Source organism: Sphingomonas spermidinifaciens (genome assembly GCF_002351485.1).
Taxonomy (GTDB): Bacteria; Pseudomonadota; Alphaproteobacteria; order Sphingomonadales; family Sphingomonadaceae; genus Sphingomonas; species Sphingomonas spermidinifaciens.
In genome coordinates this window covers 473,435-499,949 of sequence record NZ_NWMW01000001.1, presented here as the reverse complement: position 1 = coordinate 499,949, position 26,515 = coordinate 473,435, and the positions used below count along the sequence as shown (strand labels likewise).

Here is a 26,515-nt window from a genome sequence, read left to right as displayed (position 1 = left end):
TCAGGCGGGCATCACCCCGAACCCGCGCGCGATCCGCCGCTCGTGCTGTACCCGCGCTCCCAGGACCTCGACCAGCGCCGCCAGCGCCGCATCGGGATCGCACCTTCGGCCGCAGACGAAGATATCGACTGCCGCATAGCCATGCTCGGGCCAAGAATGGATCGAGATGTGCGACTCGGCGAGCAGCGCGACGCCGGTGATCCCCTGTCCCGGCCCGAAGGCGTGGAGGCGCAGCTCGATGAGGGTCGCTCGCGCGACCGCTGCCGCCTCGCGCAGCGCCCGCTCCACCAGCGCGGGGTCGTCGAGGCCCGACCCGCCGACCAGATCAGCGATCAGGTGAACGCCGTCATAGGGGGGCGGGGGCGTCATATCAGGCTCGCGTGTGCGTGGCCGAGCGTCGTCATCGCTGCCTCTGCCGCCTGCACCCCGTGGAAATGCGCTTCCTCGAACAGCGACAGGCCGGACAGGTCGCTGTGGGCGAGGAACAGCGGCAGCTCGGTCCGGTGGCGCGGGGCGGCGCCCCAGACATAGCCCGGCGTCGGCCGAATCATCGCATGGCCCCAACGCCACAGCGCGATCTCGCCGATCTCGAGCTCGGGATGCATGGCGAGCAGGTCGTCGCGGACGATCCGCTTCCACTCGTCGGCGGGGCGTTCGAGCATCAGCCGGCGGGCGCTCGCCGGGGCCATGTCCGAAAGCGGCAGGTACCAGCTCAGCACCGTCGCCCCGGCCGACGCCGCGACATCCTGATGCGTGGCGACGACATAGCCGAGCGACTCGCTGGTCGAGGACACATTGTCCCAGGCGAGCGGCACGCCGGCCCCGCGCGGTGGTTGTGCAACGGTGACGTTTGCGACGATCCAGGGGGCGTAGGTGCAGGCCGTCGCATCGACCTCTGGCACCAAGCGCGCGGTCACGAACAGCGGCATGGCGAGGATCGCCCCCCGGGCGTGCGTGCGCACGCTCTCGCCCCGAGCCACGTCGAAGCTGTCGATCGCGACGCCTTCGCCGGTGCGGGTGACGGCGTGGACGATGCGGCCTGCGCGGATGCGATTCCCGAGGCGACTCGCCATCAGCCCGGCGAGGTGCCCGTTCCCGCCGGGCCAGGTGAGTACGTTGTCCGCGACGTGGGGTGCGGCGAAGCCGCGCCGCCCCGCCCAGTAATGCATACCGGCCCAGGCGGACACATGCTCGGGCTCAGTCCCGTAATCGTCGCGCATCGCGTAGCGGACATGCGCGCGCAGTACCGGCGAGGTGAGGTCGCGCGCGTCGAGCCATGCGGCGAAGCTCTGGCGATCGAGCGCGCGCCACGCCGGGTCGGCGGAGCTGTAGGCGGTCGGCGTCGCAAATGCCGGCTTGCCGTCGTTGCCAATCGCCGCGGTGGCGCGCGTCATTTCCGCATCGAACGCGGCAAGGTCGGCTCTGTCCTTTACGGTCAGCCCGGTGCGTGGAACCAGTCCCTCCTGCCACTTACCGCGCCACAGCAGCCGTTCCTGGAGATCGGCGCACAGCTGCATCGGGTCGTAGACAGGCAGGCCGTCCGCCGTGCCCGTAATGATCCCCATCCGCTCGAGCATGTGGCGCAGCGCCGCCGCCTCGCGATTGGGGATGGGCAGGTAATGCGCGCCGAGCGGATAGGCGCTGACGGCATTGCGCCCGCTGCGCGCATTGCCGCCCGCCTCATCCTCGAGTTCGAGGAGCGCGAAGTCGTCATATCCCGCCTCGGCCAGCGCCCAGCCGGCGGACAGCCCGGCAATGCCGCCACCGGCGATGACGAGGCCGACATGCTCCTCGCGCGAGGGGGCGGGGAACTTGCCCTGCCGCAGCCGGTGTCCCCGCGACAGGTCTGCCCCGGAGAGCGGCCCCGGCGGCAGCGGCGGCTCACGAAACGCAAGCGCTGCGCCGCCGCCCGCCAGCGCCGCCGCGCCCGTGCCCAGGCCGAGTAGGGCGCCGCGCCGGTCAGCTTTCATACCGGCTCCACGCGGCGTCGAACACACGCACCAGCGCCTGGTTGTCGAGCCGGTTCACCTCGACCGGGCGACGCGCCATGTCGGGGGGGAAGGCGAACATCTGTGGCTCGCTGGCCGCGGTGACGAAGCGGCCTGGCGTCAGCCGCGCGCGCACCGGGATCGGCCGCAACCCGGCGAGGGTGAAGCCCCATTCGCCGAAGCTCGGCACATAGGCGTGATAGCCCCTAGTCGCGAACCCCACCGCCTCCAGCGTCGTCGCGATCGTCCAATATGCATCGGGCGCGACCAAGGGCGAGGTCGACTGCACCACCATCATGCCATCCGGCGCGAGCAGGCGGCGGACCTGCGCGTAGAAGCTGTCGGTATAGAGCTTGCCCACCGAGTAATCGACCGGATCGGGGAAATCGACGATGATTGCATCATACCGCCCCTTCGCCTCGCGCGCCCATCGGAAGGCGTCGGCGTTGATGACGGTCATGCGCAGGTCGGACAGCGAGCCGCGATTGAGCGCGGCGAGCGCGGGGGTGTCGCGGAAGAGCGCCGTCATCTCCGGATCGAGATCGACGAGCGTCACGCGCCGGACGGCGGGATCGCGGAACACCTCGCGCGCGGCCAACCCGTCGCCGCCACCGAGGATCAGCACGCTGGCCGGGTTTGCGACGCGGCCGAGCACGGGCTTCACCAGCGCCTCGTGATAACGATATTCGTCGCGCGCGGAGAATTGCAGATTGCCGTTGAGATAGAGTCGGAGATCGTCGTCCTTTCGGGTGAGGACGAGGCGCTGGAAGCGGCTGGAGCGCGCATAGACGACGGGCTCGCCATAGCTCGCCTGCTCGCCCCAGCGCTGGAGCCGGTCGGAGGCGGCGAAGCCGGCGGCGAGGAGCGCGAGGATGACCACCGCTGCCGCGACCTCGCCGCGCATCCGCCGGCCGCGCGGCAAGGCCAGGAGCAGCGCGAGGGCGACGCCGGCATTGGCGATCCCGAACGCGAAGCCCGTGCGGATCATGCCGAGCTGCGGCATCAGCACGAGCGGGAAGAGCAGCGACGCGGCGAGTGCGCCGACATAGTCGAAGGTGAGGACGCTCGACACCGTTTCGCGGAAGTCGAAGTCCTTGAGGATGCGGATGAGAAGGGGGATTTCGAGCCCGACGAGGAAGCCGATCGCGAGGACGATGCCGTAGAGTGCGACGCGGAAATGCTCGATCAGGGGAAAGAGCATGAAGAGGAGCGCCGCCGAGCAGCCGCCGATCACCGCGATCAGCAGTTCGGTGCGCACGAACAGACGAAGCTCGCCGCGCTTCACATAGCGCGAGCACCACGACCCGATGCCCATCGCGAACAGATAGGCGCCGATGACGGTCGAGAACTGCGTGACGCTGTCGCCCAGCAGATAGCTAGCGATCGTCGAAGCGAGGAGTTCGTAGACCAGCCCGCACGTCGCGACGACGAAGGCCGAGACGAGGAGCGCCCCCGCCGGTGCCGTCACCTTGCCGCGCGATTGCGGGTCGGCATCAGCCATGAATGGCCGCGGCGACGATGATCGCAAGCCCCAGCGCCATGGCGCCGGCGACGATCGCCACGCCGATGTTCCGCTGGTCGTGAATCTCGGCCCAGAGCTTCCCGGGCGTCAACTTGTCCAGAATGAAGAAGCCGACGAGGAATACGAAGATGCCGACGCCGGCATAGAGCAAGGTGTTGAGGAAGGTTGCGAGCGAGGTGACCATCCGAAATCCCCTTATTTGTGATTGGGTCCGCCGACAAAGATGACGCCGCCGCCGCCCGTACCACGCGGACCGGCGCGCCCATCGGCGAAGGGCGACCAGGCATAGTTGCTGGCGACCATGAACAGCCCGACGATACCAAGGCACCAGAGGCCGTAGAGAAAGATCGGCGTGCGCATTAGTCGTCATCCCCCTGCGCTGCGAAATCGCTTTCGGCTCTCCGTGCGCTCTCGAAATGGGCGTGAATGAGCAGGCCGATGCCGAGCGGGATCAGCAGGAGCACGAGCATCAGGAAGAACACGCCGCCTCCCGCGCCGCCGCGGCTGACCACGCGCAGGTCGATCTGCGGCGCAAAGGCACCGCTGCGGCGCCAGTCGGGCGCGGGCTCGTTGGCATTCAGGTCCCAGAAGTTCGAAGGCGGGCGCGATGGATCGATCCAGTTGTTGCCCTTGTAGTCGACGACAAGGTCGTAAGTGCCGGCTGGAAGCGTCGCGAAGTCGGCCGTGGCACTTCGATCGCCCTCGGTCCAGTCGCCGTCCGAATCGCGGCCCGAATATCGCTCGGCCGCTTTCGACGCGGTGAAGCTCGCCTGGTTTTTGCGATCTACCAAGGTGTAGCCGAGGTCGACCCAGCCGTTCGACAGCGCCGGCACGTCGGCGACGACGCGGACGCGTTGCCAGGGCCGAGTGAGCTCTATCGGGCCGACTATCGCCTGCTGGTCGCGTCCGTCTGAGGCGATGGTGACCGAACCCTGCCACAACGTTCGACCGCCGCCCATGACGACCGCGCCGAGGATCAGCGCCGCCACTGCGAGCAGCGCGATGACGATGCCCGCCTTCACGAAGGGCAGCGCAGGCGAGGGCTGGTGCGGAAGCGGCGGCCAGGCTTTGGTGTGCGCGGGCACGCCGAACGCCCCGGCAACAGCCGGCGTCGAGAGGTAGCGCGAGCGCGACCAGCTCACCTCGTGATCGTCAGCCTCGCGCGACAGCATCGCGCCGGGGCGCACCCAATCGTCGGTGCGTACGCTGTCGCCGCGCTTTACCCGCCAGTAGAACTCGCCGACCACGTCCGTGACGCGCGCAGTGCCGTCGGCGAAGAAGGGCGTATAGCGCTCGCCATCGACCTTGAGCCCGCCCCAGGCGCCCTCCGGCGTCCGGGTCAGCTGCTCGCCAAGGCTCCAGCCGCCGCGCTGCTCGATCAGCCAGCGATAGCCGTGATAGGGGTTGAACAGGAGAAATTCCTGCCACGCATAACCGCTATCGTCGCGCGCCATCCAGCCGACGACTTCCCACTCGGTGCCGTCGAGCGTCCCTCGCGTGCCGAGCGGGATGGCGAGCCGTGTCGCGCGCTCGTTGTAGCGCGTGACCAGCTGCACCTCGGGCTGGCTCACGTCGAGGATGCTGGCGCAATACTCGCACGCGACCGTGACCGAGTAGCCGGCGGCGCGCAGCGTGACGGTGCCGCCGCAATTGGGGCAGGACACCGCCTTCGCTGCGGGTTGGGGAGCGGCGGCTTCAGCCATAGCGAGGCATCTGCCACCCCTCGATCGCGCGCAGGCCGGTCGGCGCAAGCTCCGCGAGCTTGACGTAGCGGCCGTCATAGAACCACGCCTCGTCCCCCTCGCGCTGGAGGCTGGCGGCGCGGCCCGAGGCGGCCTTGAGATCGACCGAGTAGATGCGCCAGTCGGGCAGCGCGGTGAAGGGGAGCTCGCCCTCGGCGGCGATGCAGGCGACTTCACGCGCGTCGGCGATCGTCAGTTCCTCACCGTCCAGCTCGACCTTGCGGCCGGGAATGGCGGGGCTACCGCGTGCGATCCGGTCAAGCTCGGCGGAGCCCGCATCGGCGAGCGGGCGCTCGAAGGTCATCATGAAGTCGCCCATCGCCTCGCCCAGCCAGCCATGCACGCCGCCCTCGAACAGGCACAGCCACTCGTTCCACGACCCGTCGTCCCACGACCAGCGCACGCGGCCGATCACCTCGAAAGCGCGGCGATCGAAGCGCCCCCGAGTGCCGAGCTGGATCGGCGACACGTCGAAGGGGAGCGCAGCCTCTATTCCAACGATGCCGACGCCCCCGTCGCTGCGGACGAGCATCGAGCGGCAATGGCCGCACACGCGGTTGGGCAGCGCCGGCGAGCGGAAGGTGACGGGCGCGCCGCAATTGGGGCAGGGGAGGGTCAGCATCGGATCAGATCACCCAAAGCATTCGTGCGCAGCACCGCCACATTCCACCCCGTTCGTAGTGAGTAGCGGCCGAGTAGCCGGCGCAGCCGGCGTATCGAGGTCTCGTATCGAAGTACCGCCTCGCGCCCCGCCAATGTCCCTTGGTCCGACACCTCGATGCGCTGCTGCGCAGCTACTCGGCACCCACTCTGGGCAAACGGGGAGGCCGGGCAGCGATCGCAGCCGCCTTACCGGATCCGTCCCAGCAGCTCGGCCTTCTTCGTGTCGAAGTCGGCCTGCGTGATCGCGCCGATCGTCAGCAGCTTGTGCAGCTTTTCGATCTGGCCATAGGGATCGTCGCCGGCCCCCGCGACCACGCCCGCGCCGCTCGCCTGGCCGCCACCAAGGCCCGCGGCCATCGCCTGGCCCAGCGCCATGCCGGCCCCCGCGCCGACGCCGAGCCCCGCGACGCCGCCGTCCGCGCCGGCGGCCTTCTCGATCGCGTCGGCGCTCTGGAACTTCACGAAGCGGTCGAGGTCGCCGACGACACGCATCGACGATGCCTTGTCGAGATATTTCTGCACCTCGTCGGGCAGCGACAGGCTCTCGACGAAGAAGGTCTGGCAGCTGAGGCCCCACTGGGTGAAGGCGGGTTGCACCATCTCGCGCAGCCGCTCCGACATCGCGGCCTGATCGGCGGCCATGTCGACGAAGCCGAACTCGCTGCGGCCGAGCGAGGTCGCGAGCTGCGTCGCGATCGCCGAGCGGAGCTGCGTCTCGACATCGCCGACGCGAACATGGTCCAGCGTGCCCATCAGCTTCGCCTGGAACACCGGCGGCTGTTCGATGCGAAAGCTGTAGCCGCCAAACGCGCGGATGCGCAGCGGCCCGAACTCCTTGTCGCGCACCGTGACGGGCTGCGACGTGCCCCATTTCAGGCCCGCCTGTTCCTTCTGCGTGAAGAACAGGACGTCGGCCTTGAACGGCGACTGGAAGCCCTTGTCCCAGTTCTGGAGCGCGGTGAGGAGCGGCAGGTTCGAGGTGTTGAGCGTGTGCTGCCCAGGCCCGAACGCGTCGGCCATCTGGCCTTCATTATAGAAGAATGCGACCTGCCCCTCGCGCACGGTCAACGCGGCGCCGTTCTGGATCTCGCGATCCTGCATCGGATAGCGGATGGCGAGGTCGCCGGGTTCCTCGACCCAGTCGATGACGTCGACGAACTGCTTCTTCAGGAAATCGAGAATGCCCATGAGGTCCCTCCGGTTATGCCATGAGTGTAATGGGGAACCATGACACTTGGAAGCGAAACCGGCGGGGACGGCTCAGGCTTCTTTCACCCGCAGCATCGCGGCGGCGGCAAGGACCATGACGCCCGCGCCGATCGCCATCGTCCACACGGGCTGGCCCGGGAAGAAGGCGTTGATGACCGCGCCCATCACCGTCGCCACGATCAGCTGCGGCACGACGATGAAGATGTTGAACAATCCCATATAGATGCCGTACTTCCTGGGATCGAGGCTGCCTGCCAGGATCGCATATGGCATCGTCAGGATCGACGCCCAGGCGATGCCGATGAACACCATCGCCAGCAGCAACAGGTGGGCGTCCCGCGTGACCAGGATCGTCGCGAACCCCGCCGCGCCGCAGAGCAGGCCGAACACGTGCGTCCTTACCTTGCCGATGCGTCCTGCGAGCCAGGGGAGCAGGAACGCGCCGATCGCGGCGACCCCGTTATAGCTCGCGAACAGCACGCCCACCCAGTCGGCGCCCTCGTTGTACGCAGCGCTTGTCGGGTCGGTCGATCCGAACACCATCTGTGTCACGACGGGCGTGGTGTAGATCCAGAGAATGAACAGCGCCGACCAGGCGAAGAACTGGACGAGCGCGAGGCGGCGCATCGTCGGCGGCATCTGCGCGAGGTCGGAGTTGATGAGGACGAGCGCGTTGCGGCCGCCGCCCGCCGCCATCGACCGCGCCGCCACGCGCGCGAGGCCGAAGGCGATCAGCGCGCCGCCGAGCACATAGACAGCCTTGTCGAGCCCGAGCGCATAGACCGCCGCCGTGAGCGCGACGCCCGCGACCGCCCAGAGCGGGCCGTTAGCAGGGGCGACGATCCGCCCCTCATGCTCGGGCGAGGCGGGGCCGGCGAACGCCTCCAGCTGCTCGGGCGGATATTCGCGGGTGGTGACGACGGTCCAGAGCACCGCGATCAGGATCGCCGCCGCGCCGCTATAGAAGGCATAGCGGACCGAGGGCGGGATGACGCCCTCGGGCGCGGTATTGGCGACGCCCGCCATGTTGAGAAGCTCGGGCGCGAGCGAACCCACGACTGCACCCGCGCCGATAAAGGCGGTCTGAAAGGCATAGCCCGCGGTCTGCTGGTCCCGGCCGAGCATGTCGCCGACGAACGCGCGGAACGGCTCCATTGAGATGTTGAGTGAGGCGTCGAGCAGCCAAAGCATGATTGCCGCGGTCAGCAGCGCGCCGGCATGCGGCATCCCGAACAGTGCCAGCGCCGCGAGCACAGCGCCGCCGAGAAAGAACGGCCGGCGGCGGCCGAAGCGGCTCCAGGTCCGGTCGGAATAGTGGCCGATGATCGGCTGGACGAGCAGGCCCGTCACCGGCCCCGCGATCCACAGGAAGGCGAGCTGGTCGATCTCGCCGCCTAGCGACTGGAAGATGCGGCTGACATTGGCGTTCTGCAGCGCGAACGCGATCTGGATCCCGAAAAAGCCGAACGAGATGTTCCAGAGACCCGCCATGCTCTGGCGCGGCTTGTTCATGCATCCTCCCTGTGGACGTTGAGCGCCCTTGCGCTTCGACCCTTAGGAAGCGAGGGGGCGGGGCGCCTCACGTATTCGTATGCGCGCCGCAACTGCCCCGCACGATCAGGCGCACGGGGAGGGGGCCGGCGGGCGGCTCGCGGCCAGTGATCCGGTCGAGTAGGGTGGCGACCAGCGCCTCGCCCGCGGCCTTCGCATCCTGCTGGACCGTGGTGAGCGGGGGCGAGGCCTGCTGCGCCGCCGGAATGTCGTCGAAGCCCACGACCGACACCGCACGCGGCACGTCATAGCCGCGCCGCTCCAGCGCCTGCATCGCGCCGATCGCGATGAGGTCGCTGGCGGCGACGACGCCGTCGAACGCGACGCCGCGCTCGAACAACTCGCCCACCGCGTCGGCGCCCGCCTGTTCCAGCGTGATCGCATCGACCTGTAGCGCGGGATCGGGCTGAACCCCCGCGGCGGCAAGCGCGTCGCGGTAGCCGAGATAGCGGTCGCGGAACTCCGGATAATGGTCGTCGCCCGCGCCCAGAAAGGCGATGCGGCGGCGGCCATGGCCGATCAGATGCTCGGTCGCGATCCGCCCGCCGGCGCGATTGTCGCAGCCGATCGTCGCGCCGCCGTCGCCGGGCTCGGGCGAGCCCCAGCGGACATAATGGGTGCCCTGCGCCTGCAGCTGCTCGAGTCGCGGGCGATATGCCTCATAGTCGCCATAGCCGAGCAGGATGATGCCGTCGGCCTTCCGGCTGTCCTCATAGGCCTTGTGCCAGTCGCCGGAGAGCTGCTGGAACGAGATGAGCAGGTCGTAGCCGGCATTCGCAGTGTGCCGGGTGATCCAGCCGAGCATCGACAGGAAGAAGGGGTTGATGAGGCTGGCATCGGCCGTCGGGTCCTCGAAAAAGAGGAGCGCGAGCGTGTGCGACTGCTGGCTGCGCAGCGACGAGGCATTCTTGTCGACCGCATAGCCGAGCTCGCGGGCAATCGCCTCGATCCGCGCGCGTGTCTCCGCGCTGACCGAGGTCGAGCCGCGCAGCGCCCGGCTGACGGTGGGCTGCGACACGCCTGCGCGATAGGCGATGTCGAAGGATGTAGGGCGCTGCGACGCCGGGCGGCTCACGATTGGCTTCCTCGTCCCCTGATGGCGGGTCTGCGCTCGCCCGTAGGCCCTGAAACTAGAGCAAGCGGCACGGGCGGTAAAGCGTCGCCCATCGGCGGGTTGTGGCCGCCGGGCAACAAGCGCGACATTGCCGCATCGCATGACATACGTATGCCTTCTGTTCGCCCGGCCCCCGTCGGCGATAATGACCGCAACGTGAGGGGTAGGGCCGCGTCGTTGCCATACCCGATTTTCGGAACCGAGCCCGCGGCCACAAGCGGGCGTGCGACAGGGGGAGAGACATGACCAAGGCAATTTCGTTCCGGGCCGCGCTGCTGGGCGCCACCGGCCTGACCCTGGCGGCCGTTGCCGCCCCCGCCGCGGCGCAGGACGCCGGCGACACCACCAACCCGCAAGCGCAGGAAGAAGCGCCCACCGACGACATCGTCGTCACCGGCTTTCGCGCCAGCCTGGAGAGCGCGGTCAACGCGAAGAAGTCGCGCGATCAGGTGGTCGAATCGGTCTCCGCCGAGGATATCGCCCGCCTGCCTGACGCCTCGATCGCAGAATCGATCGCGCGCCTGCCGGGCCTGACCTCGCAGCGTATCTCCGGCCGTTCCTCGGGCGTTTCGATCCGCGGCTTCGCCCCCGACTTCTCGACCACGCTGCTCAACGGTCGCGAGCAGACCTCGACCGGCGACAATCGCGCGGTCGAGTACGACCAGTATCCGTCCGAAGTCATCAACCAAGTGCTGGTCTACAAGACCGCGCAGGCGACGCTGATCGGGCAGGGCCTGTCAGGTACCGTCGACCTGAAGACCATCCGTCCGCTCGAGTACGGCAAGCGGACGATCGCGGTCGGCGGCCGCGGCGTCTACACCGATCTTGGCAAGCTCAATGCCGGGTCGAAGGAATATGGCTACCGGGTGTTCGGCACCTATGTCGACCAGTTCGCGAACGACACGATCGGCATCGCGCTGTCGGCCAACTATCTCGATGAACCGTACCAGATTCAGGAATTTAACGCCTGGGGCTATGCCGGCGCGGCGCCGTTCGATCCCAATGCGGGCGTCATCGGCGGATCGAAGTCCTACGTCACCTCGACCAACCTCAAGCGCCTCGGCCTTCAGGGGACGGTTCAGTACAAGCCGGCGCCCAATTACACGATCACCCTCGACGGCTTCTATTCGGACTTCGACGATCCGCAGATCAAGCGCGGCATCGAGCTGCCGCTCGCCTTCGGCAACGCGACGCTGACCCAGGCGAACATCGATAACGGCTTTGTCACCTCCGGCCAGTTCACCGGTGTCGAGGGCGTGATCCGCAACGACAGCTTCAGTCGCAAGGCCAAGCTCTACTCGTTCGGCATGAACCAGCGCTACGAAGGCGATGACGGCTGGAACGCGATGCTGGACATCAGCTATTCGCGCACCGACCGCAGCGAGACGATTATCGAAAGCTATGCCGGCACCGGCTATGGCCAGAATGTCGGCGCGCGCGATACGCTCGGCTTCACCAGCGGCACGACGGGCACCGTCTTCTCCCCGACCCTCAACTATTCGGACCCCAGCCTCATCCTGCTCACCGATCCGCAGGGCTGGGGCGGCGCGAACATCCAGGCGGGTTATTTCAACGACCGCATCGTCAAGGACGAGATCCAGCAGTATCGCGGCGAAGTCGAAAAGGAGATGGACGGCTTCCTCCGCTCGATCCAGTTCGGCCTCAACTATACCCGCCGCGAAAAGTCGCTGACCCCGGACGAGGCGCTGCTCCAGCTGTCGGGTGGCCTTCGCGAGCGCGCCATTCCGCAGGAATATCTGCTGGGATCGACCAACCTGTCCTATCTCGGCCTCGGCCCGATGGTGAGCTATGATCCGGCCGAGCTGCTGGCGGGCGGCGTCTACACGTTGTCGCCCAACACCAGCCTCGACGTGCCGGCCAAGGCGTTCCGCGTGAACGAGGACGTGATGAGCGCCTATCTCCAGGCGAACATCGACCATGAGATCGGCGCCTCGGTCCTGACCGGCAATATCGGCGTCCAGTTCGTCTCGACGGTGCAGAAGTCGTCGGGCCTCGTCGCCGCGGGCGGCGTGCTCCAGCCGACGCAGGCGGGCGACGATTATATCGACGTGCTGCCGGTGCTGAACCTGTCGCTGCGCCTGCCGAGCGATTTCGTGATCCGCGTCGGTGCCGCGCGCCAGATGCAGCGCGCGCGCATGGACGATATGCGGGTGGCGATCGGCTATGGCTACAACACCGCGCTCAACCTCTACACCGGCAGCGGCGGCAACCCGTATCTGCGCCCGATCCGCTCGAACTCGTTCGACCTGACGCTGGAGAAGTATTTCGGCACCAAGGGCTACATCGCGCTCCAGGGGTTCTACAAGGATCTCAAGAGCTTCGTGTACAATCTCGAGGTGCCGTTCGATTATACGACCTATCCCAAACCGGCGGGGCTGCGGCCGCCGACCGATGTCGGCCTGCTGACGCAGCCGATCAACGGCGCGGGCGGCAACATCTACGGCGCCGAACTCGCGGCGACGCTGCCGCTCGGCGAACTGGTGGGTGCGCTCGACGGGTTCGGCGTGACCGGCGGTGTCAGCTATACCGAGACCGGGATTTCGCCGACGCCGGGCGCGCCGGCCGAGGATATCCCCGGCTATTCGAAGTGGGTCGCCAACGGCACTGCTTATTTTGAGAAGTGGGGCTTCAACCTGCGCGGCTCGGTCCGTTATCGTTCGAGCTTCATCGGTGAGCTGTCGGGCTTCGGCGGCAACCGCGTCCGGCGCCGCGCGCTCGACGAGACGATCATCGACGGGCAGATCGGCTACGACTTCCAGTCGGGCTCGGCGCTCGAGGGCGTGTCGATCTTCGTGCAGGGCCAGAACCTGACCGACGAGCCGTTCGTGACCGTCGATCCGCGCGATAGCCGCGCGATCATCGACTATCAGAGCTTCGGTCGCCGCTTCCTGGCGGGTGCGACGCTGCGTTTCTGAGTTTAAAGGGGGCGCGTGGACCTGTGCCGGCAACGACTGGCGCAGGTCCCCCGCTCGCTTTCAGCCGATGAATGGCAACCCCGGCAATCCGGAACGTCTTGAGGTGCCCCAATGAAGCGTCTGATCGCCGCGCTTGCCCTGGCGTCTGCCGCCGTGCCTACCCATGCCCAGCAGGCGCAGTTGCCGCTGCGCGAGCGGCTGCCGTCGGAGGAGGTCATCTATTTCGTCCTGCCTGACCGCTTCGAAAATGGCGATGCGGGCAACGACCGCGGCGGCATCTCCGGCGACCGCCTGCGCCACGGGTTCGATCCGGCGAGCAAGGCCTTTTTCCAGGGCGGCGATCTCAAGGGCCTGCTGAAGCGGCTCGATTACGTTCAGGCGCTCGGCGCGACGGCGATCTGGCTGACGCCGGTGTTCAAGAACAAGCCGGTGCAGGGCGGGCCGGGACAGGAATCGTCGGGCTATCACGGCTATTGGGTGACCGACTTCACGACGGTCGATCCGCACCTGGGCACCGATGCCGATTTCAAGGCGCTGGTCGACGCGGCGCATGCCCGTGGGCTGAAGGTGTACATGGACATCATCGCCAACCACACCGCCGATGTCCTCTACTTCGCCGAATGCGAGGGGAAGGCCGAGTGCCCGTATCGGTCGCGCGCCGATTATCCCTATTCACGCAAGGGCGGGCCTCGCGGCAAGGCGATCAATGCCGGCTTTGCGGGCGATCAGACGATGACGGCGGACAATTTCGCCAAGCTGACCGATCCGAACTTCGCCTATACGGTGAAGGTGAAGCCGGGTGAGCGCTCCATCAAGGTTCCCGCCTGGCTCAACGATCCGATCTACTACCATAATCGCGGCAACTCGACGTTCTCGAACGAGAGCTCGACGATGGGCGATTTCGTCGGCCTCGACGACCTGATGACCGAAAATCCGCGCGTAGTGGCGGGGATGATCGAGGTGTTCGGCGGCTGGATCGACCGGTTCGGCATCGACGGCTATCGCATCGACACCGCGCGCCACGTGAACCCCGAATTCTGGGCGGGGTTCGTGCCGGCGATGCAGGCGCGCGCCAAGGCGAAGGGCATTCCCAACTTTCACATCTTCGGCGAGGCTGCGTGGTCGGAGCTCGAGATCGGGCTGCTCCAGCGGCACACCGTCGTCGACAAGCTGCCCGCGGTGCTCGACTTTGCCTTTGCGACCGCGGTGCAGCAGGTGGTGGCAGAGGGTAAGCCGACCGCCGCGCTCGCCAAGCTGTTTATGGGCGACGCCATGTACGCGGGCGGCGAGGCGACGGCGCTGCAGCTGCCGACCTTTATCGGCAATCATGACCAGGGCCGCTTCGGCATGTTCGTGATGAAGGCGAACCCCCAAGCTTCCGATGGCGAGCTGTTGGCGCGCACCAAGCTGGGGCACGAGATGCTGCTGACGCTGCGCGGCGTGCCGACCATCTATTATGGCGACGAACAGGGGTTTACCGGCAAGGGCAACGACCAGGCGGCGCGCCAGTCGATGTTCGCGAGCCAGACGCCCGATTATCTGAGCGACAAGCTGATCGGCACCACCTCGACCCATGCCGAGGCGCATTTCGGCACCGACCATCCGCTGTTTCGCACGATCGCGACGCTGGCGAAGCTGCGCCGCGCCACGCCCGCGCTGTCGCACGGGCGTCAGGTGACGCGCGCCTTTCTCGACGACAAGCCCGGTCTGTTCGCGGTCAGCCGCTTCGATCCGAGCAGTGATGCCGAGGTTCTGGTCGCCTTCAACAGCTCGGCCGAGCCGATCATCGCCAATGTCGAGGTCGAGACGCGCTCGGCCCGCTTCCGCCCGCTTTATGGCAAGGGCTGTCCTGCCGCAGCCACCGCGCCCGGCAGTGTCCGGGTGACGATCGCGCCCTTCTCGACGCTCGTCTGCGCGGCAGAGGCGGCGCGGTGAGCAGCGCGCCGCTGCCCATGCCCGCGACCGAAGCGGCGCCCTGGTGGAAGGGTGCGGTGATCTATCAGATCTATCCGCGCAGCTTCGCCGATGCGAACGGCGACGGGGTTGGCGACCTGCCCGGCATCACCCAGCGGCTGGGGCATGTCGCGGATCTGGGCGTCGATGCGATCTGGATCTCGCCCTTCTTCACCTCGCCGATGCGCGACTTTGGATACGACATCGCCGATTTCTGCGGCGTCGATGCGGTGTTCGGGACGATCGAGGATTTCGACGCGCTGGTCGCGCGCGCGCACGAGCTTGGCCTCAAGGTCATGATCGACCAGGTCTATTCGCACTCTTCGGACCAGCATCCGTGGTTCGCTGAGAGCCGGTCGAGTCGCGACAACCCCCGCGCCGATTGGTATGTCTGGGCCGATCCCAAGCCCGACGGCTCGCCGCCGTCGAACTGGCAGTCGGTGTTCGGCGGCCCGGCATGGCAATGGGATGCGCGGCGCGGGCAATATTACCTCCACAATTTCCTCGTCGAGCAGCCCGACCTCAACCTTCACAATCCGGCGGTGCAGGATGCGATCCTGGGCGTCGCGCGCTTCTGGCTCGAGCGCGGCGTCGACGGGTTCCGGCTCGATGCGCTCAACTTCGCGATGCACGACCCGCTGCTGCGCGACAATCCGCCGCTGCCGCCCTCCAACCGCCCGCGGTCGCGTCCCTTCGACTTTCAGGACAAGATCCACAACCAGAGCCATCCCGACATCCCCCGCTTCATCGAGCGGTTGGCGGCGGAGATGCGGTCGCACGGCGCGATCTTCTCGATGGCGGAGGTCGGCGGCGATCACTGGGCGCGTGAGATGGCGCTCTACACCGCGGGCGAGCAGCGGCTCGACAGCGCATATGGCTTCAATTTCCTCTATGCCGAGCGGCTGACTCCCGGCCTCGTCGTCGATGCGCTGTCGGTCTGGCCCGACCGGGCCGACGCCGGCTGGCCGAGTTGGGCCTTCGAGAATCACGATGCCCCGCGCGCGATCTCGCGCTGGACGACACCCGAACATGCCGACGCCTTTGCGCGGATGAAGATGCTGCTGCTGCTGTCGCTGCGCGGCAACGCCATCCTTTATCAGGGGGAGGAACTGGGGCTGACGCAGGTCGACATTCCGTTCGACCGGCTCGTGGATCCGGAGGCCATCGCCAACTGGCCGATGACGCTGTCGCGTGACGGGGTGCGCACGCCGATGCCCTGGGCGGCGGGGGTGCCCGACCGCGCCTTTGGCTCGGCCGAGCCCTGGTTGCCGCACGGCCCGGATCACGAGGCGCTGGCCGTGGACGTGCAGACGAACGATCCGCGCTCGCTGCTTCACTGGACCCGCCGCCTGATCGCGCTGCGACATGAGGAGCCGAGCCTCGCACGCGGCACGATCGAGGTCCGAGTGGCCGAGGGCGACCTGCTGGTATTCGAGCGGCGGGCCGCCGGCGCCCCACCGGTGCTCTGCGCCTTCAACTTCGGCACCGCGCCGGTCGCCGCGATGCTGCCGCCGCACCGCATCCTCGCCTCGACCGGCGAGATCGAGGGCGACCGGCTGGGCGCGCACGCGGCGCTGGTGGCGCGGCTGGCATGACGACCCGGCGCGGGGCGCTGGGCCTGATCGCGGGCGCGGCGCTGATCGGCTGTGCCGAGCCGTCCAGCGCGGTGACGTCTGACGAAATGACGCTCGAGGCAGCGGGCATCGGTCCGATGCGGGTAAGTGTCTCGACGCCGCCCGGCTATCGCTTGGGCGCCGCGCGGCACCCGGTGCTCTACATGCACGACGGGCAGAACCTGTTCGATCCGGCGGTCAGCGGCTATGGCAAGGTCTGGCATGTCGATCGTGCGGTCGAGCGACTGGAGCTCGGCGACCGCGCGCCGATCGTCGTCGGGATCTGGAACCCGGGCGCGGCGCGCTTTCGCACCTATGTGCCCCAGCCGATCGTCGATCGCCTGCCCGCCGCGGTGACGGCGGGGCTGGCAGAGCGGATCGGCGGGCCGGTGCAGTCGGCCGCCTATCTCGATTTCCTCGCCGGGCCGCTCAAGACCGCGATCGACCGCCGCTATCGCACGCGCACCGGGCGCTCCGACACCTTCGTCATGGGGTCGAGCATGGGCGGGCTCATCTCGCTCCATGCGCTGGTGCGGCACCCGCAGGTGTTCGGCGCGGCCGGCTGTCTGTCGAGCCACTGGCCGCTGTTCATTCCCGAGGGAGAGGGCGAGGCGCCCTTTCGCGCCGAGGTGACGCGCGCCTGGACAGGCTGGCTGGGCGAGGCGCTGGGGTCGCCCGCCGGCCGCCGCATCTGGTTCGATCACGGGACGGCGACGCTCGACCGGCTTTATGCTCCTTATCAGGCGGCGGTCGATCGGGCGTTGCCGCCGCTCGGCTGGCGGGCAGGGCGCGACTTCACGACGCGCGTCTATCCCGGCGCGCCGCATGAAGAGAATGCCTGGGCCGCGCGGCTGACCGATCCGCTGGCGTGGCTCTACCGGCAACCAAGCCGCGGCTGACGCATTGGGGCGGGGACTTCCCGAACCACAGGACCACCCCATGCTCGACCTCAACGACGGCAACCGTATCCCCGCGCTCGGCTTCGGCACCTGGCAGATTCCCGACGCGCAGGCGGGGCTGATCGTCCGCAAGGCCGCCGACATCGGCTACAAGTTGATCGACACCGCCGCCATCTATCAGAACGAGCGCGGCGTGGGCGAGGGGCTGGCGAGCGTCGAGGACGTGTTTCTCACCACCAAGCTCTGGAACGATCGGCACGAGGATGCGGAGGCGGCGCTCGACGAGAGCCTGGCGCTGCTCGGGCGCGAGTCGGTCGACCTTTATCTGATCCATTGGCCGGTCGCGGGCAGCGAGGCGTATCTGACCGCGTGGGAGACGCTGATCCGCCTGCGCGAGGCGGGCAGGACGCGCTCGATCGGCGTGTCGAACTTCCTGCCCGAGCAGATCGAGCGATTGGTCTCGGCAACGGGGGTGACGCCGGTGCTCAACCAGATCGAACTGCATCCCCGCTTCCAGCAGGCCGAAGCGCGGGCCTTCCACGCCGAGCACGGGATCGTCACGCAGAGCTGGAGCCCGCTTGGCAAGGGCGGGCTGATCTCGGATCCGACGATCTTGGGCATCGCCGAAAAGCACGGTGCGACAGGCGCGCAGGTCATCCTCGCCTGGCACCTCGCGCTCGGCCTGTCGGTGATCCCGAAGGCGTCGGACGAAGCGCATGCGCGCGACAATTTCGGCGCCGCGGGCGTGACGCTGGATGACGAGGACATGGCGGCGATCGCGGGGCTCGACGATCCTGACGGACGGACGGGGCCAGATCCGCGATCGTTTGGCAACTGACAGAGCACCCTTGCGGAAGCGGGAGCCCAAAGTCGCTTAGGTCAACGCATTTCGACCCCAGACCTCCCGCTTTCGCGGGAGCACATGGGCACTCAGATCACGCCCATGTCGCTGCGATAGTGATGCCAGGTGAAGATCGCCGCCGCGCCGCGATGCGGTCGCCAGTCTTCCGCAATCTCGCGCGTCAGCGCCTCGCTCGGCCGCTCGGGCAGGCCCATGATCCGCCCGACCTCGATCTGGACGGCCAGGTCGCCTGCGGGCCAGATGTCGGGCCGCCCCTCGGCGAAGAGCAGGTAGATTTCCGCCGACCAGCGGCCGATGCCCTTGACCTTGACGAGCTCGGCGATCGCGGTTTCGTCATCGGCGGGCAGGTGGGAGAGGTCGAGCTCGCCGCTCTCGACCAGTCCGGCGAGGCTGCGGGCATAGCCGATCTTCTGGCGCGACAGGCCTGCGCCGCGCAGCGTCTCGTCACTTGCGGCGATCCACGCGGCGGTGTCGGTCGCGTCGCCGCCCAACGCAGCCTCCAGCCGCTGCCACACCGCGTCCGCCGCCTTGTAGCTGACCTGTTGACCAACGATGGTGCGCAGCAGGGTGGCCACCCCGCGATCGCGGATGCGCGGTTCGGGATAGCCGACCCGGGCCACCGCTGCGGCGATTGCTGGCTCACGCGCCGCCAGCGCATCCAGCGCCTCGCGAAGCTGGTCGGCGCTCAAACCCATGCCTTTGGTCCCTTGAAACTCGCCCGCTCACACGGCAAGTCGCGCCGGTCCGCAGGAGAAGATGATGCCGCAGCTTACCGTCGTGACCCGCCAGGGTGAAGAGCGTACCGTCGAGGGCGAGGTCGGCCTGTCGGTGATGGAAGTCATCCGCGACAACGGTTTCGACGAACTCTTGGCGCTGTGTGGCGGCTGCTGTTCGTGCGCGACGTGCCACGTTCATGTCGATCCCGCCTTTGCCGACAAGCTGCCCGCGATGAGCGAGGACGAGGACGATCTGCTCGACAGCAGCGCGACCCGCGACGCGACCTCGCGCCTTTCGTGCCAGATCCAGTTCACCAGCGCGCTCAACGGGCTGAAGGTGCGGATCGCCGAGGAGGACTGAGGTCAGCGCCGCTTGCGATGCGGGCGGCGCATCGCCTTAGCCCTTTGCCGACGCGACCGCGTAGAGCGCGATCGCCGCGGCGTTCGAGACGTTGAGGCTCTCCACGCGCGGGCTGATCGGCAGCTTGGCGAGGATGTCGCAATGCGCCTCGGTATTCTGGCGCATTCCCTCGCCCTCGGCGCCGAGCACCAGCGCGGTCTTGGGCGCGCCGGTGAGCGCGTCGGCGAGCAGGGTGTCGGTGTGGCCGGTCAGGCCCACGCGCCAGAACCCCGCCTCCGCGATCTCGTCGAGCGCGCGGGCGAGGTTGACGACGCGCACCCATGGCACGACCTCGAGCGCGCCCGAAGCCGCCTTGGCGAGCGCACCGCTCTCGGGCGGCGCATGCCGGTCCTGCGTGACGATCGCCAGGGCGTCAAAGGCGGCGGCCGAGCGCAGCACCGCGCCGACATTGTGCGGGTCGGTCACCTGGTCGAGGATCACCAGCGGTCGCCGGTCGCCGGCCCCGCGCTCCAGCACCTCGCCCAGCCATAGGTCGTCGAGCGGATCGACCTCGATCACGAGTCCCTGGTGCGGGGCGTCGCCGGGCACCAGTCGCCCCAGATCGGCGACGTCGGCATAGGTGATCGGGAGGACCGGTGGCAGGTCGAGCGCGCCGATCGCCTCGCGCGTGCCCCAAAGCTTGCGCACCTGCCGGTCCGGGTTCGCGAGCGCGGCGAGCACTGCATGCCGCCCCCAGAAACGGGGGCGGTTGCCGGTCGATTGAGAGGGGCGGTGTCCGCGTCGGGCCATGATCTTACTCGGCGTTGGGGTCGGGCGTCTGGAACGGGTCAGTCGGGAGCGGCTGGCGCGGGATCGGATTGCGCGGCAGCGGCGCGTCGGCATTCGCCGCCTTGATGAGCATCCAGGCAAGCACCATCGCGCCCTGGCGCATGTCGGCGGGCTTCAGATGGTCGAAGGTGTCGGCGTTCGAATGGTGCGTGACGCTCGAATAATCGAGTGGGTCCTGGATGAACTGGAAGGCGGGCAGGCCGACCGCGGCCATGAATTGATGATCGGTCCCGCCGGTGCGGCCGAACACCACGCTCCCCGCGCCCATCGGCGCGAAGGGGGAGAGCCATTCGCGCAGGATCGGCACCGCCGCCGAATTGTTCTCGGCATAGATGCCGCGCAGCTTGCCCGAGCCGTTGTCGATGTTGAAATAGGCGGCAAGATCGCGATAGCCGGGCAGCGGCGTCACCGGGTAGCGCCACGTCTGGCCGTAATAATTCTGCTCGCTGTTCTGCGGGGCCGCGGGGGCGGGGCGGCGCGCCAGATATTTCTCGATGTACGAGATGCTGCCGTAGAGCGACTGTTCCTCGCCGTTCCACAGTGCGAAGCGGATCGTGCGCTTCGGCCGGATGCCGCTCGCGCGGATGATGCGTGCCGCTTCCATCACCATCGCCGAGCCCGCGGCGTTGTCGGTCGCGCCGTCGCCCGCGACCCAGCTGTCGAAATGCGCGCCGGCCATGACATAGCTGCCCGTCCGGTCGGTGCCGGGAATGTCGGCGAGGATGTTGTACGCCTGAGGGTTGCTGTCGTCGAACTTCACGTCGCTGACGACCTCGAGCGTCGGCGCCTGACCCATCGCGGCGAGGCGGGCGAGGCGGCGATAATCCTCGTTCGCGATCTCGATCCCCGGCGTCTGCGCACCGGTGCGGTGCTGATAGCCCTCGCCGTGGAGCAGCTTGTTGTCGCGATAGCTCTTGCGCACCAGCCCGACCGCGCCCTCGGCCTTGAGGAAGGCGTCGAGATCCTCCTCGAACGTCGATGCTGCCAGCGTGCGCTCGTTGCGCGCCGGGTCCCAGGTGGGTTCGCGATAGGTGTCGAGCTTGGCGATGTCCTCGCCGCTCAGCCGCTTGAACGCCGGTTCGGTCCCTTCCTTGGGCGCGCCGGGTGGCGAGACGAGGACGAACTTGCCGGCAAGCTTGCCGCGCCACGCGGCGAAATGTTCCTTCTTTTCCATCGGTGCGACGATGATCGGCGCGGTCGCGTTGACCGGCGGGGTCCAGGCGATCGGGATCGCGGTCAGCTGGACGGGCCGCGGCGTCACCATCCGCACGCTCGACCGTTCGATCGACCAGCCGCGGCCGAAATCGAACCCGTCCTTGCGCACGTTTGAGAGGCCTATGCGCTGGAACTCCGCGACCGCCCAGTCCTCCGCCCGGCGCATTGCCGGCGAGTTGGTGAGGCGGGGGCCGAGCACGTCGGTCATCTGCTGCGCCAGCACCATCACCTGGCTGCGGTTGGTCCCCTCGTCGACGATGCGCGCAAACTCGGGCGCGGGGGGCGGCGTATCCTGCGCCGCGAGCGGGGCGGAGGCGAGGGCGGTCGCGGCGAGCAGATGAATGAGGCGCATGCATTTCCCCCGAACGTCGGTCTGGTTTCGCGCGTTGCTATTGCGGCGCGAGCGATCGTGCAACGGCGTTGACAAGCCGAAGCTGCCGGGGCTAGGGGGCGCCCTCGCTTTACGAAGCGGCCCCTTGGAAGGGTGGCCGAGTGGTTAAAGGCAGCAGACTGTAAATCTGCCCACGCAAGTGTACGCTGGTTCGAATCCAGCCCCTTCCACCATCTGCCGGCGGCACCGGACATGGGCATGAGAACCGACCGTTTCCGCACCGCCGTCGCTGCCGACATTCCCGCGCTCCATGCCCTCATCGAAAGCGCCTATCGCGGCGACAGCGCGCGTGGCGGCTGGACGCACGAGGCCGATCTGCTCGGCGGGCAGCGCACCGACGCGGCGGCGCTGGCGGAGATGATCGCCGACCCCGCCCAGCGTGTCCTGATCGCCGGCGACGATGCGCCGACGGGCTGCGTCGCGATCACCGCCAAGCCGCCCGCCACCGCCTATCTCGGCATGTTGACCGTCCGGCCCGATCTTCAGGGCGGCGGGCTCGGTCGCGCGCTGATCGCTGCGGCAGAGGACGCGGCGCGGGCGATCTTTGCGGCCGAAGTCATGGAAATGACCGTCATCCGCCAGCGGCCCGAACTGATCGCCTGGTACGAGCGGCGGGGCTATGGGCAGACGGGCGAGCGGCGCCCCTTCCCTCACGGCGACGAGCGCTTCGGCGTCCCGGTGGACCCGGACCTCGAGTTCGTGGTGCTCGAAAAGCCGCTTCGGTAACGCTGCTGGCGCGGGACCGCGCAACCCGATAGAGCGGCGCGATGGCGGGGGCTTCGACATGAGCGGCGTGACGCGGCGGCTGCTGCTGGTAGGCGGCGGCGCCGGGCTCGGCCTGATCGTCGCCTGGGGCCTGTGGCCGCGCCAGTTCCCCACGCCCGCACCAGTGCGCGACGACGAGCACGGCTTCGGCGCGTGGATCCGCATCGCTGAAGATGGTCGCCTGACCGTCGCGATCCCCGTCGCCGAGCATGGGCAGGGCGTGTTCACCGTGCTGGCGCAGGTCGTCGCCGACGAGCTCGGTGCCGATTGGCGGACGGTCGGCGTGGAGCCGGCGGCGATCGGTGTCGCCAGCGCCAATCCGCTTGCCGCGACCGAACTGTTCGGCGGTATCGATGCGCGCGTGCCCGTCATCCCCGCGGTAAGGGCGGCACGCGGCGCGCGACTGATGCTGACCGGCGGGGCGACGTCGCTGCGCCAGTTCGAGCTGCCGCTGCGCGAGGCGGCGGCGGCGGCGCGGACAATGCTGGTCGAGACGGCGGTGGCGCGCTGGGGCGTCAGTACAGCGAGATGCGCCACGCGCGACGGTTTTGTCGTCGAGGGTACACGGCAACTGCGCTTCGGCGAGCTGGCAGCCGACGCGGCGGCGCGCACGCCGCCCAAGCGCCCGGTGCTGCGCAGCGACGAGGATAATCGCCTGTCGGGCACCAGTGTCACCCGCCTCGATACGCCGGCGAAGCTCGACGGCAGTGCCAATTTCGCGGGCGATGTGCGGCTGCCCGGCATGCTCTATGCGGCGATTCGGCAGGGGCCGCTCGGCGACACGCGCCTGATCGCAGCCGACCGCGCCGCCGCCGATGCTGTGCCCGGCGCGGTGAAGGTGGTGACGACCGAGCGCTGGATCGCCGTGCTGGCCACCGACAGCTTCGCCGCGCGCCGCGCGCTCGACGCGGCGCGGCCGCGATTTGAGACGCGCGATCCGGTGAGCGACGAAAGCCTTGCCGCTGCGCTTGATGCGGCGCTGATGGCCCCCGGGGCGCGGGTGGCGGCGGTCGGCGACCTTGACGCCGCGCTGTCGGGCCGTCGGCTGTTCCGCGCACATTATGCGGCGGCGCCGGGCGTTCATGCGTCGCTCGAGCTGCCTGCCGCTACGGCGCAGTTCGAGGACGGGCGGCTGCGCCTGTGGATCGGCACGCTCGCGCCGGCCGCAGTACGGGCGGCGGCGGCGCGGGTGCTGGGAATCGGCGAGGACGCGGTGAGTGTCATCCCGATGCAGCTTGGTGGTTCGTTCGGAGCAGGGCTGGATACGCTCGTTGCCGAGCAGGCGGCGTGGCTCGCCAAACAGGCGGGGCGTCCGGTGCAGCTGAGCTGGAGCCGGGGCGAGGATATCATTCGCGACCGTTTCCGCGCCCCGGCCAGGGCGGCGATGACCGCGCGGATGGAGCGCGACGGGCGGGTGACGGCGTGGCACGCGAAGGTCGCCGCGCCCGCAACAGGCCGCGAGCTTGCCACGCGGCTGATGGCGGGGGATGGCGTCGCCGACCTGTCGCTTGCGCTGCCCGCGCGCGGTGGGGACGCAGCGGCAGTGGGGGGCGCCGAGCCACCTTACGGCATCGCCAATTGGGCGGTTGATCATCACGTCGCCGCGATCGGTACGCCGACCGGCCATCTCCATGGCGGTGCCCACGGCTACACCGCCTTCTTTGCCGAGAGTTTCATCGACGAACTCGCGCGGCGTGCCGAGTTCGACGCCAGCTATTTCCGCATCCGCATGCTGGGGCAGCAGCCGCGGCTCGCCAACTGCCTCAACACCGTCGCGTCGATCGGCGGCTGGCAGGGCGGCATCGCGGGTAGCGGGCAAGGGATCGCCGCGCACGCCTTTCGCGGATCTTACATCGCCGTGCTGGCCGAGGCGGGCATCGAGGGCGGGCGCGTGCGCTGCTCGCGCCTGGTCGCCGCGGTCGATTGCGGGCGCATCGTCCACCCCGATATCGTGCTCCAGCGGCTGGAGGGCGGGCTCGTCTTCGGGCTCGCACAGGCCCTAGGGTGTGCGACGCGGTACAAGGCAGGGGTTGCGGCCGCGCGGACGCTTGCCGATCTGCGGTTGCCGATGATCGACGACCTGCCCGATATCACCGTGGAGCTGATCCGCAGCGAGGCCGAGCCCGGCGGCGTGTCCGACCTGTCCGTGCCGCCCGTCGCGCCCGCCATCGCCAACGCAGTCGCGGCGGCGTCGGGGCTGCGCCTGCGCCGCCTTCCCCTCGATCCGGCGAACCCCTGATGCAGCTTCCCCCCGACCATCCGCCGATCGTCCCGCGCAAGGTGGGCGTGCTGCTCGTAAACCTCGGCACGCCCGACGGCTCGGACGTGCCCTCGGTCCGCCGCTATCTGGCCGAGTTCCTGTCCGACCGGCGCGTGGTGGAGATCCCGCCGCTCGTCTGGCAGCCGATCCTACGGGGGCTGGTGCTGACCACCCGGCCCAAGAAGTCGGCGCATGCCTATCAGCAGGTGTGGACGAAGGACGGCTCGCCGCTGGCCGCGATCACGCGCGAGCAGACCGCAACGCTTCAGGGCGCGTTCGGGCCAGGCGTGATGGTCGACTATGCGATGCGGTACGGCCGCCCGGCGATCGCCGACCGGCTCCAGGCGCTGAAGGACGAGGGGTGCGAGCGTATCCTGATCGCGCCGCTCTATCCGCAATATTGCGCGGCGACGACAGCGACGGCCAATGACAAGGCGTTCGCGCATCTGGCGACCATGCGCTGGCAACCGGCGGTGCGGACGCTTCCGCCCTATCATGACGACCCGCACTATATCGCCGCATTGAAGGAAAGCATCGAGGCGGGGATCGCCGCGCTCGAGTTCGAGCCCGAGATACTGGTCGCGAGCTTTCACGGCATGCCGCAGCGGACGCTGATGCTGGGCGACCCCTATCACTGCCAGTGCCAGAAGACCGCGCGCCTCTTGGGCGAAGCGATGGGGCGCGAGTTGATCGTCACCTTCCAGTCGCGCTTCGGGCCGGCCAAATGGCTGGGACCGGCGACCGATGAGGTGTTGATGGATTTGGCGCAGAAGGGAACGCGGCGTCTGGCGATCTTCGCGCCCGGCTTCTCGGCTGACTGCCTTGAGACGCTGGAGGAGCTGGCGATCCGCGGGCGCGAGGAATTCACCGGAGCGGGCGGCACGCATTTCGCCTATCTCCCGTGCCTTAACGCCTCGGCTCCCGGCATGCGAATGTTGCGCGGCATCATCGCGCGCGAGCTTGCCGGGTGGATCGACCAAGGCTAGGCCTGCCTGCAATTCCGTAGCGGCCGATGGTCGGTCGGACGGAAACGACAGGAGAGAGAGCCATGGCACGCGTCGCGATCGTCACCGGGGGTACGCGCGGGATCGGCGAGGCGATCAGCCTTGCGCTCAAGGACGCGGGCATCACCGTCGCCGCCAACTATGCCGGCAATGACGAGCGCGCCAAGGCGTTCACCGATCGCACCGGCATCGCGGCGTACAAGTGGGACGTCGCCGACTATGACGCCTGCCAGGCGGGCGTGGCGAAGGTGGCGGCAGATCTCGGCCCGGTCGACATCGTCGTCAACAACGCCGGCATCACCCGCGACGGCACGCTGCTCAAGATGACCTACCAGATGTGGAAGGAGGTCATGGACACGAATCTGGGCGGCTGTTTCAACATGGCCAAGGCGACATTCCCGGGCATGCGCGAACGGAAATGGGGCCGGATCGTCAATATCGGCTCGATCAACGGGCAAGCCGGCCAGTATGGCCAGGTCAACTATGCCGCGGCGAAGTCGGGCATCCACGGCTTTACCAAGGCGCTGGCGCAGGAGGGCGCGCGCTTCGGCGTGACCGTCAACGCGATCGCGCCGGGCTATATCGACACCGACATGGTGGCGGCGGTCCCCGCCGACGTGCTCGAGAAGATCGTAGCGAAGGTGCCGGTCGGTCGCCTCGGCCAGGCGCACGAGATCGCGCGCGGCGTGGCGTTCCTGTGCGCCGAGGATGCTGGGTTCGTGACCGGATCGACGCTGAGCATCAACGGCGGGCAGCATATGTACTGATGGGCGAAGGCGCGGGTGATGCCCGCGCCGACCGGCCGCCGAAGGCAGGTCTGTTCGCCCGGTACGGTCGGCGGGGCCAAAGCCCCGACCGACGGCGGCGGCTTCGCCGTCGCCGGTGCCTAACACTCTCATTCGTGCTGAGCATGTCGAAGCACC

Annotated in this window: 23 protein-coding genes and 1 tRNA gene; 11 read left to right on the top strand and 13 right to left on the bottom strand. The window is 68.4% G+C overall.

Features of this window, described 5'->3' with window-relative positions; translation table 11 throughout:
- The 10 genes from speD to COC42_RS02385 all read right to left on the bottom strand — a co-directional run bounded on the left by speD (nt 1) and on the right by COC42_RS02385 (nt 9,750).
- The gene (gene speD, locus COC42_RS02425; protein WP_096341682.1) at nt 1-369 is read right to left on the bottom strand and encodes an adenosylmethionine decarboxylase; all 369 of its coding nucleotides are present in this window, start codon (nt 367-369) and stop codon (nt 1-3) included.
- Nucleotides 366-1,970 carry an FAD-dependent oxidoreductase gene (locus COC42_RS02420; RefSeq protein ID WP_096341681.1) on the bottom strand — a complete coding sequence of 535 codons (1,605 nt, stop codon included), beginning with the start codon at nt 1,968-1,970 and terminating at the stop codon, nt 366-368. The genes speD and COC42_RS02420 overlap by 4 nt, the downstream gene beginning before the upstream one ends.
- Entirely contained in the window at nt 1,960-3,489 is a 1,530-nt protein-coding gene (locus tag COC42_RS02415; protein WP_096341680.1) for a polyamine aminopropyltransferase, read from the bottom strand. Before COC42_RS02415 ends, COC42_RS02420 begins: the two co-directional genes overlap by 11 nt.
- Nucleotides 3,482-3,694 (bottom strand): DUF350 domain-containing protein, encoded by a 213-nt coding sequence (locus tag COC42_RS02410; RefSeq protein ID WP_096341679.1) that lies wholly within the window; start codon nt 3,692-3,694, stop codon nt 3,482-3,484. Before COC42_RS02410 ends, COC42_RS02415 begins: the two co-directional genes overlap by 8 nt.
- Nucleotides 3,695-3,705: 11 nt before the next feature.
- Nucleotides 3,706-3,870, bottom strand: coding sequence for a hypothetical protein (locus tag COC42_RS17570; RefSeq protein ID WP_176484535.1), 165 nt, complete (start codon nt 3,868-3,870; stop codon nt 3,706-3,708).
- Complete coding sequence (locus COC42_RS02405) at nt 3,870-5,213, bottom strand: DUF4178 domain-containing protein (protein WP_176484534.1); 1,344 nt, start codon at nt 5,211-5,213, stop codon at nt 3,870-3,872. The genes COC42_RS17570 and COC42_RS02405 overlap by 1 nt, the downstream gene beginning before the upstream one ends.
- Nucleotides 5,206-5,874 carry a DUF4178 domain-containing protein gene (locus tag COC42_RS02400; protein WP_096341677.1) on the bottom strand — a complete coding sequence of 223 codons (669 nt, stop codon included), beginning with the start codon at nt 5,872-5,874 and terminating at the stop codon, nt 5,206-5,208. The genes COC42_RS02405 and COC42_RS02400 overlap by 8 nt, the downstream gene beginning before the upstream one ends.
- Nucleotides 5,875-6,101: 227 nt before the next feature.
- Nucleotides 6,102-7,103, bottom strand: coding sequence for an SPFH domain-containing protein (locus COC42_RS02395; RefSeq protein WP_096341676.1), 1,002 nt, complete (start codon nt 7,101-7,103; stop codon nt 6,102-6,104).
- A 72-nt stretch (nt 7,104-7,175) separates the two neighbouring features.
- Nucleotides 7,176-8,636, bottom strand: a complete 1,461-nt coding sequence (locus tag COC42_RS02390; protein WP_096341675.1) for an MFS transporter — start codon at nt 8,634-8,636, stop codon at nt 7,176-7,178.
- A gap of 67 nt (nt 8,637-8,703) precedes the next feature.
- Nucleotides 8,704-9,750 carry a LacI family DNA-binding transcriptional regulator gene (locus COC42_RS02385; protein WP_245843769.1) on the bottom strand — a complete coding sequence of 349 codons (1,047 nt, stop codon included), beginning with the start codon at nt 9,748-9,750 and terminating at the stop codon, nt 8,704-8,706.
- 281 nt (nt 9,751-10,031) lie between these two features.
- On the opposite strand from COC42_RS02385, the gene COC42_RS02380 reads away from it, so the two are divergent.
- The 5 genes from COC42_RS02380 to COC42_RS02360 all read left to right on the top strand — a co-directional run bounded on the left by COC42_RS02380 (nt 10,032) and on the right by COC42_RS02360 (nt 18,028).
- Nucleotides 10,032-12,725, top strand: a complete 2,694-nt coding sequence (locus tag COC42_RS02380; RefSeq protein ID WP_096341673.1) for a TonB-dependent receptor — start codon at nt 10,032-10,034, stop codon at nt 12,723-12,725.
- 111 nt (nt 12,726-12,836) lie between these two features.
- Nucleotides 12,837-14,660, top strand: a complete 1,824-nt coding sequence (locus tag COC42_RS02375) for an alpha-amylase family glycosyl hydrolase (RefSeq protein WP_096341672.1) — start codon at nt 12,837-12,839, stop codon at nt 14,658-14,660.
- A gap of 17 nt (nt 14,661-14,677) precedes the next feature.
- Complete coding sequence (locus COC42_RS02370) at nt 14,678-16,273, top strand: alpha-amylase family glycosyl hydrolase (RefSeq protein WP_096343038.1); 1,596 nt, start codon at nt 14,678-14,680, stop codon at nt 16,271-16,273.
- Complete coding sequence (locus COC42_RS02365; protein WP_096341671.1) at nt 16,270-17,190, top strand: alpha/beta hydrolase; 921 nt, start codon at nt 16,270-16,272, stop codon at nt 17,188-17,190. Before COC42_RS02370 ends, COC42_RS02365 begins: the two co-directional genes overlap by 4 nt.
- Before the next feature lie 40 nt (nt 17,191-17,230).
- Nucleotides 17,231-18,028, top strand: a complete 798-nt coding sequence (locus COC42_RS02360; protein WP_096341670.1) for an aldo/keto reductase — start codon at nt 17,231-17,233, stop codon at nt 18,026-18,028.
- Nucleotides 18,029-18,120: 92 nt separating this feature from the next.
- Here the strand turns inward: COC42_RS02360 and COC42_RS02355 are convergent, their stop codons facing one another.
- Nucleotides 18,121-18,747, bottom strand: coding sequence for a DNA-3-methyladenine glycosylase family protein (locus COC42_RS02355; RefSeq protein WP_096341669.1), 627 nt, complete (start codon nt 18,745-18,747; stop codon nt 18,121-18,123).
- Between the two features lie 64 nt (nt 18,748-18,811).
- Between COC42_RS02355 and COC42_RS02350 the strand changes: the two genes are divergently transcribed.
- The gene (locus tag COC42_RS02350) at nt 18,812-19,129 is read left to right on the top strand and encodes a 2Fe-2S iron-sulfur cluster-binding protein (protein WP_096343037.1); all 318 of its coding nucleotides are present in this window, start codon (nt 18,812-18,814) and stop codon (nt 19,127-19,129) included.
- A 36-nt stretch (nt 19,130-19,165) separates the two neighbouring features.
- Here COC42_RS02350 and COC42_RS02345 read toward each other — a convergent pair whose 3' ends face one another.
- Nucleotides 19,166-19,918 carry a TrmH family RNA methyltransferase gene (locus COC42_RS02345; protein WP_096341668.1) on the bottom strand — a complete coding sequence of 251 codons (753 nt, stop codon included), beginning with the start codon at nt 19,916-19,918 and terminating at the stop codon, nt 19,166-19,168.
- Between the two features lie 4 nt (nt 19,919-19,922).
- Nucleotides 19,923-21,524, bottom strand: a complete 1,602-nt coding sequence (locus COC42_RS02340) for a M20/M25/M40 family metallo-hydrolase (protein WP_096343036.1) — start codon at nt 21,522-21,524, stop codon at nt 19,923-19,925.
- Nucleotides 21,525-21,650: 126 nt separating this feature from the next.
- Between COC42_RS02340 and COC42_RS02335 the strand changes: the two genes are divergently transcribed.
- From COC42_RS02335 to phbB, 5 genes are all read left to right on the top strand, one after another.
- Nucleotides 21,651-21,736 (top strand) — tRNA-Tyr (locus COC42_RS02335).
- 25 nt (nt 21,737-21,761) lie between these two features.
- Nucleotides 21,762-22,289, top strand: coding sequence for a GNAT family N-acetyltransferase (locus COC42_RS02330; protein ID WP_176484533.1), 528 nt, complete (start codon nt 21,762-21,764; stop codon nt 22,287-22,289).
- A 58-nt stretch (nt 22,290-22,347) separates the two neighbouring features.
- Nucleotides 22,348-24,567, top strand: coding sequence for a molybdopterin cofactor-binding domain-containing protein (locus COC42_RS02325; RefSeq protein WP_096341666.1), 2,220 nt, complete (start codon nt 22,348-22,350; stop codon nt 24,565-24,567).
- Nucleotides 24,567-25,574 carry a ferrochelatase gene (gene hemH / locus COC42_RS02320; protein WP_096341665.1) on the top strand — a complete coding sequence of 336 codons (1,008 nt, stop codon included), beginning with the start codon at nt 24,567-24,569 and terminating at the stop codon, nt 25,572-25,574. Before COC42_RS02325 ends, hemH begins: the two co-directional genes overlap by 1 nt.
- Nucleotides 25,575-25,636: 62 nt before the next feature.
- Nucleotides 25,637-26,359: an acetoacetyl-CoA reductase gene (phbB, locus tag COC42_RS02315; RefSeq protein ID WP_096341664.1), complete on the top strand. Its 723-nt coding sequence runs from the start codon at nt 25,637-25,639 to the stop codon at nt 26,357-26,359.
- The last annotated feature ends 156 nt before the right edge of the window (nt 26,360-26,515 follow it).

Bases quoted from the DNA above. Each gene is read 5' to 3' on its own strand.
- speD (WP_096341682.1), bottom strand. From the start codon at position 369: ATGACGCCCCCGCCCCCCTATGACGGCGTTCACCTGATCGCTGATCTG.
- COC42_RS02420 (WP_096341681.1), bottom strand. From the start codon at position 1,970: ATGAAAGCTGACCGGCGCGGCGCCCTACTCGGCCTGGGCACGGGCGCG.
- COC42_RS02410 (WP_096341679.1), bottom strand. From the start codon at position 3,694: ATGGTCACCTCGCTCGCAACCTTCCTCAACACCTTGCTCTATGCCGGC.
- COC42_RS02345 (WP_096341668.1), bottom strand. From the start codon at position 19,918: ATGGCCCGACGCGGACACCGCCCCTCTCAATCGACCGGCAACCGCCCC.
- COC42_RS02375 (WP_096341672.1), top strand. From the start codon at position 12,837: ATGAAGCGTCTGATCGCCGCGCTTGCCCTGGCGTCTGCCGCCGTGCCT.
- COC42_RS02400 (WP_096341677.1), bottom strand. From the start codon at position 5,874: ATGCTGACCCTCCCCTGCCCCAATTGCGGCGCGCCCGTCACCTTCCGC.
- COC42_RS02360 (WP_096341670.1), top strand. From the start codon at position 17,231: ATGCTCGACCTCAACGACGGCAACCGTATCCCCGCGCTCGGCTTCGGC.
- COC42_RS02330 (WP_176484533.1), top strand. From the start codon at position 21,762: ATGAGAACCGACCGTTTCCGCACCGCCGTCGCTGCCGACATTCCCGCG.
- COC42_RS02415 (WP_096341680.1), bottom strand. From the start codon at position 3,489: ATGGCTGATGCCGACCCGCAATCGCGCGGCAAGGTGACGGCACCGGCG.
- COC42_RS02380 (WP_096341673.1), top strand. From the start codon at position 10,032: ATGACCAAGGCAATTTCGTTCCGGGCCGCGCTGCTGGGCGCCACCGGC.
- COC42_RS02395 (WP_096341676.1), bottom strand. From the start codon at position 7,103: ATGGGCATTCTCGATTTCCTGAAGAAGCAGTTCGTCGACGTCATCGAC.
- phbB (WP_096341664.1), top strand. From the start codon at position 25,637: ATGGCACGCGTCGCGATCGTCACCGGGGGTACGCGCGGGATCGGCGAG.
- COC42_RS02350 (WP_096343037.1), top strand. From the start codon at position 18,812: ATGCCGCAGCTTACCGTCGTGACCCGCCAGGGTGAAGAGCGTACCGTC.
- COC42_RS02325 (WP_096341666.1), top strand. From the start codon at position 22,348: ATGAGCGGCGTGACGCGGCGGCTGCTGCTGGTAGGCGGCGGCGCCGGG.
- COC42_RS02370 (WP_096343038.1), top strand. From the start codon at position 14,678: ATGCCCGCGACCGAAGCGGCGCCCTGGTGGAAGGGTGCGGTGATCTAT.
- COC42_RS17570 (WP_176484535.1), bottom strand. From the start codon at position 3,870: ATGCGCACGCCGATCTTTCTCTACGGCCTCTGGTGCCTTGGTATCGTC.
- COC42_RS02340 (WP_096343036.1), bottom strand. From the start codon at position 21,524: ATGCGCCTCATTCATCTGCTCGCCGCGACCGCCCTCGCCTCCGCCCCG.
- COC42_RS02390 (WP_096341675.1), bottom strand. From the start codon at position 8,636: ATGAACAAGCCGCGCCAGAGCATGGCGGGTCTCTGGAACATCTCGTTC.
- COC42_RS02365 (WP_096341671.1), top strand. From the start codon at position 16,270: ATGACGACCCGGCGCGGGGCGCTGGGCCTGATCGCGGGCGCGGCGCTG.
- COC42_RS02405 (WP_176484534.1), bottom strand. From the start codon at position 5,213: ATGGCTGAAGCCGCCGCTCCCCAACCCGCAGCGAAGGCGGTGTCCTGC.
- hemH (WP_096341665.1), top strand. From the start codon at position 24,567: ATGCAGCTTCCCCCCGACCATCCGCCGATCGTCCCGCGCAAGGTGGGC.
- COC42_RS02355 (WP_096341669.1), bottom strand. From the start codon at position 18,747: ATGGGTTTGAGCGCCGACCAGCTTCGCGAGGCGCTGGATGCGCTGGCG.